The sequence below is a fragment of the Lactobacillus nasalidis genome, from assembly GCF_016587775.1.
Lineage (GTDB): Bacteria > Bacillota > Bacilli > Lactobacillales > Lactobacillaceae > Lactobacillus > Lactobacillus nasalidis.
The window spans coordinates 1-4,772 of sequence record NZ_BOCG01000251.1; the positions used below are offsets into that span (position 1 = coordinate 1).

4 protein-coding genes and 1 rRNA gene are annotated in these 4,772 nt (G+C 53.6%); 2 read left to right on the plus strand and 3 right to left on the minus strand.

Translation table 11 applies throughout. The annotated features are described in order from the left end of the window. The first annotated feature begins 150 nt into the window (after positions 1–150). Positions 151–1,524, plus strand: a complete 1,374-nt coding sequence (nhaC, locus tag lacNas_RS04195; protein ID WP_201330579.1) for a Na+/H+ antiporter NhaC — start codon at positions 151–153, stop codon at positions 1,522–1,524. 73 nt (positions 1,525–1,597) lie between these two features. Here the strand turns inward: nhaC and lacNas_RS04200 are convergent, their stop codons facing one another. Together lacNas_RS04200 and lacNas_RS04205 are read right to left on the minus strand one after the other, a co-directional pair. Next, entirely contained in the window at positions 1,598–2,725 is a 1,128-nt protein-coding gene (locus lacNas_RS04200; RefSeq protein ID WP_201330580.1) for an NADH-dependent flavin oxidoreductase, read from the minus strand. Between the two features lie 42 nt (positions 2,726–2,767). Next, positions 2,768–3,982: an MFS transporter gene (locus tag lacNas_RS04205; protein ID WP_201330581.1), complete on the minus strand. Its 1,215-nt coding sequence runs from the start codon at positions 3,980–3,982 to the stop codon at positions 2,768–2,770. Between the two features lie 170 nt (positions 3,983–4,152). On the opposite strand from lacNas_RS04205, the gene lacNas_RS04210 reads away from it, so the two are divergent. Beyond that, on the plus strand, positions 4,153–4,530 hold the full coding sequence (locus lacNas_RS04210) for a winged helix-turn-helix transcriptional regulator (RefSeq protein ID WP_280515160.1): 378 nt from the start codon (positions 4,153–4,155) through the stop codon (positions 4,528–4,530). A gap of 127 nt (positions 4,531–4,657) precedes the next feature. Here lacNas_RS04210 and rrf read toward each other — a convergent pair. After that, a 5S ribosomal RNA gene (gene rrf / locus lacNas_RS04215) occupies positions 4,658–4,772 on the minus strand; the annotation flags it as partial.

Sequence of the window (4,772 nt, forward strand, 5' to 3'; positions counted from 1 at the left end):
GCCCCAGCTGAGTCAAACCGACTCGGCTGGGGCTTTTTTGTTTTCAGAAAGGATAAATATGAAGCGATATCAAGCCTTAGTTTGAAATTTATCGGCCAAGAGCCGGAATAACACAGGTAAAAGTAGATTTTTTAACTAAGGAAAACAATCATGAAAAAACAAATTGGTTTTAAAGAAGCAGTCACTATTCTTGTCTTGATGCTGGTCATCCTCGGCTGGAGCGTCATCGGTTTCGGCCTTTCACCGCAGATCCCAGTTTTGACCGTCATCGCCCTGCTCATCTTCTGGCTTGAAATCCGCCGCTTTGACTGGGAAGACGTCATGAAAGGGATCAGCCAGGGGATTTCCACGGCGATCGTGCCGATCTTTATCTTCCTTTTAATTGGGACTTTGATCGCGGTCTGGATTCAGGCCGGCATCATCCCTTCCTTGATGGTCCTGGGCTTCCACATGATCAGCAGCCACTTCTTCGTTCCGTCGGTCTTTTTGGTCTGCTCCCTGGTCGGCCTGGCCATCGGGTCCGGCTTTACGACGGTTTCAACGGTCGGTATCGCCCTCTTCGGGATGGGCAGCACCCTGGGCATCAACCCGGCGCTGACGGCCGGGGCCATCATCTCCGGCGCCGTCTTCGGCGACAAGATGTCTCCCCTGTCCGACTCAACCAACCTGGCTTCCGCCGTGGCTGAGGACGACCTGTTTGACCACATCAAGAACATGATGTGGTCCACGATCCCGGCCTTCATCGGCTCTTTGATCTTTTTCTTCGTGCTCGGGCAAAGCAACAAGGCCACTTCGATGTCCGGAATCGCGGCCGTAGAAAGCAGCCTGCGCCAGCACTTCTCGGTTTCCTTCTGGGCTGCCCTGCCGCTGGTTTTGATGTTCGTCTGCGCCTGGAAAAAAGTCCCGGCCATTCAGACCCTGTTTGCCAACATTTTCCTGTCCGTTGCCATGATCTTCATCCAGAATCCGGGCTTCAAGGTCCAGAAGCTGGCTACTTTGATTGAATCCGGCTACGTCTCAAACTCCGGCAACAAGACCGTTGACACGCTTTTGACCCGCGGAGGAATCTCCAGCATGATGAGCACTGTTTCCCTGATCATCATGACCCTGGCTCTGGGCGGGATCCTGATGCACCTGGGCATCATCGACAGCGCCATGCAGCCGCTGGTCAAGCGCCTGCAAAAGCCGGGCAAGCTGATCCTGGCCACCATCCTGGCCGGCATCGGGATCAATCTCTTCGTCGGCGAACAGTACCTGTCAGTCATCCTGCCAGCCAACGCCTTTAAGCCGGCCTACAAGCGGATCGGCCTTGACCCGCTGGCCCTCAGCCGGGTCCTGGAAGACGGCGGCAGCGTCATCAACTACCTGATTCCTTGGGGGGTGGCGGGTTCCTTCGTCGCCGCAGCCCTGGGCGTGCCGGTTCTGGACTTCCTGCCCTTCACCATGTTCAGCCTCTTGTCGCCAGTCTTCTCCATCCTCAGCGGTTTTACCGGGATTGGCTTAAAGTGGAAAAAAGCAGACTAAGAAAGATTTTTTCAAGCCAAAAAAACGCGCCCATTCGGGCGCGTTTTTGCATAGATGGAAACTGTTTCTGACCTTAATCAGCTATTGGCTTAAAGTTCATCGCTTTCTTGAATTCAGTCAACAGCGAAGTTTGGAAGCCGCGCGGGATTGCCAGCTCATCCATTTCATTTTTATCGAGCTGGTAGCGGATGCTGTCCTCATCACCAGACAGGACCTTGTCAATCCACTGCGGTTCCCGGATCAGTTCGCGGCCCAGGACCGCGAAGCTGGCCCCTTGATTTAAGGCGTCGTCTGCCTCTTCCGGACGGGCGATTGAGCCAACTACCAAAAGAGGCAGGCGGCCAGCCAGGATCTTGAGGATCTTTTGATTGAGCATTTCATGGTCATCCTTGTTGTTCAGCGAGGTCCGCTTGTAGCTGCCCATGGAAACGTGGAGATAGTCGAGCGGCTGGTCAGCCAGCACGTCGACAAACTTCAAGGTGTCCTCGATCCGGATGCCTGGTTCTTCAATTTCTTCTGGTGACAGGCGGTAGCCCAGGATGAAGTCGTCCTTGCCAAATTGGTCAATTGCTTTTCTAGCCTCCTTGATGACGGCCAGCGGGAAAGCCATCCGCTTCTCAAGGCTGCCGCCCCACTTGTCATCTCTTCTGTTGGAGTGCGGGGAGAAGAACTGCTGCAAGAGATAGGTATTGGCCCCGTGCAGTTCAACTCCGTCAAAACCGGCCTCAATGGCTCTTCTGGTTGCCTGGCCAAAGTCTGCGATCAATTGTTCAATTTCTGCTTCCGTCAATTCTCTTGGTTCTTCAGCCTCTGGCCGCAAGGCAGCAACAGCGCTGGCTGAATAAGGCTGCTTGCCCCGCAGGATCTTGGAGTTGGTCATCCGGCCAGCAGAAAAAATCTGCAGGATGGCCTTGGAGCCCTTGGACTTGATGGCACTGGCCACTTGCCGCAGGCCTGGAATAAAGCGGTCGTCAGCTACTGACAATTCACCTTCAAAGCCCTTGCCGCCGTCATCAACATTGGCAGTGCCCGTAATGATCATGCCGACGCCTGACCGCATCCTGTAGTAGTTGATTTCGTCATTAGTGACCTGGCCGTCGTAGAAGCTGGCCTTGGTGGTCATCGGAGCCATGACGATCCGGTTTTGGACATGGGCACCGTTAGCAAAAGTATATTCCTTCAAAAATTCATGATCAGTCATTTTTTCAACCTTTCTTGTTTTACAGAAGTTTTTTTAAAAAAATTACGCCAATTCACCATTATCCAATGCCAGCAAGGCTTGGCGGCCATTTTCCAGCTTGGCAACGACCAGGGCCAGCAATACGGCCAGCACGACCATGATTCCAGCGGCCGCCGCGGTTGCCCGCAGGTTGAAGTAGGCGATTGCCTGCCCGCCAACAAAGGAGCCCAAGACGATGCCCAGGTTGAAGGCGGTAATGTTGAGCGATGATGCCATTTCAATTGCTTCAGGCCGGTAGCTGCCAGCCAAGGACAAGATGTAAGACTGCAGCAGCGGCACGCTCATAAAGGCCAAAAGGCCCAAGACCACGATGTTGACCATCGTCAGCAGCAAGTTGACTGAGCTGAAGTAGAAGGCAAACAAGGCAACTGCCTGCACAGCAAAGATGGCAAGCAAAGTTTCAACCGGCTTTCTGCCGCCCAGCCGGCCGCCTAAGCTGTTGCCAGCCGCGATTGCTACTCCGTAAACGAGCAGAACCAGCGGAGTCGCAGCCTTGGAAACGCCAGTTACCTGCTGGACGATCAAGGACAGGTAAGTAAAGGTGGCAAAAGTGCCGCCGTAACCCAGGATGGTGACAATCAAAGTCAGCATCAGGTGCTTTTGGGTAAAGACGCTCAGCTGGGTTCTCAAGGAAGGCTTGGCCGTGTTTTTCTCTTCCATTTTAGGCAGAGCCAGCAGGTTCAGGGCCAAGGCAATCATGCCCAAAAGCGCGATCAGCAGGAAAGGAATGCGCCAGCCCATAATGTCGCTGACTGAAGTCCCCAGAGGAGCCCCAATCGCCGTGGCGATCGGGAAGCCGCCGAAAATGTAGGCGATAGCGCTGGTCTGCTTGGACGGACCAACCAGGGCAGCCGCGATGGTGGAAGACAGGGCAAAGAGCAGCCCGTGCGCTGCCCCGGCCACGAAGCGGCCCAGCAATACCAAGCCGAAGGTCGGCGCCCCTGCAATCAAGAGGTGGCCCAGAACAAAGACGATAATCGCGGAAACGATCACCTTTTTCTTAGGGATCCCTGCCGTCAGCAGGGTCAAGACCGGGGCACCCAAGGCGACCCCCAGGGCATAGATCGTCGTGATCAAGCCAGCCGTGCCGGATGAGAGTGAGAATTCCTTGGCAACTGCCGGCAGGACGCCGACGCTGATAAATTCGGTTACCCCGATTCCGAAGAAAGTCGCGGCCAGCGCGAACAGAGCAAATTTCGTGTTGATTTTTTTCGCCATTAAATAACCTCTTTTCTAAGCCGGCCAGGTCTGTCGCCGGCTGCTTCGTTCCTAATTGACAATAACTATCTTAGCAGGGTTACTTATTTTTTGTAAGTACGTACTTTTTGGTAATATGGGAACATTAGAGTTACAATTGGATGTTAGTGGGATTTAAGGGAGGTATTTTTTTGAAAAAAATTTATGACTTTGCCATCGACTTGACCCTGGACGTGATCAGCGGCAAGTGGAAACCGGCAATCCTCTGCCACTTGGGCGAGCACAAGACACTCAGAACGGGCGAGCTGCGGCGGATGCTGCCCGGGATTTCTCAGCGGGTCTTGACCAAACAGCTGCGTGAGCTGGAAGAAGACGGCGTCGTCAGCCGGCAGGTCTTTGGGGAAGTACCGCCGCGGGTGGAATATTCCTTGACTGAAGAAGGACGCAGCCTCCGTGAAATCCTGATTTCGATGAGCGACTGGGGCAACCGGCACGCGCAGCGGGAAAACCAGGCCGGCCAGGAAATCGAGATTCACAACGGCAGCAAGTCTGGCTTTGAAAAGATGTAGACAAAAAACTACTGGAGCTGATCCAGTAGTTTTATTTTGTATTCATTAAAAATAGAAACAAAGACAACAAAAGGAAGACAAAAGACAAAAACAAAAAAGAGCCAGACTTCCGTCTGACTCTTGCTTGGCGCGGCAGCTTCCTATCCTCGCAGGCAGTTTCCCACCAACTACTTTCGGCGTTAAGAAGCTTAACTGCTGTGTTCGGCATGGGAACAGGTGTATCCTTCTTGCCATTGCCACCG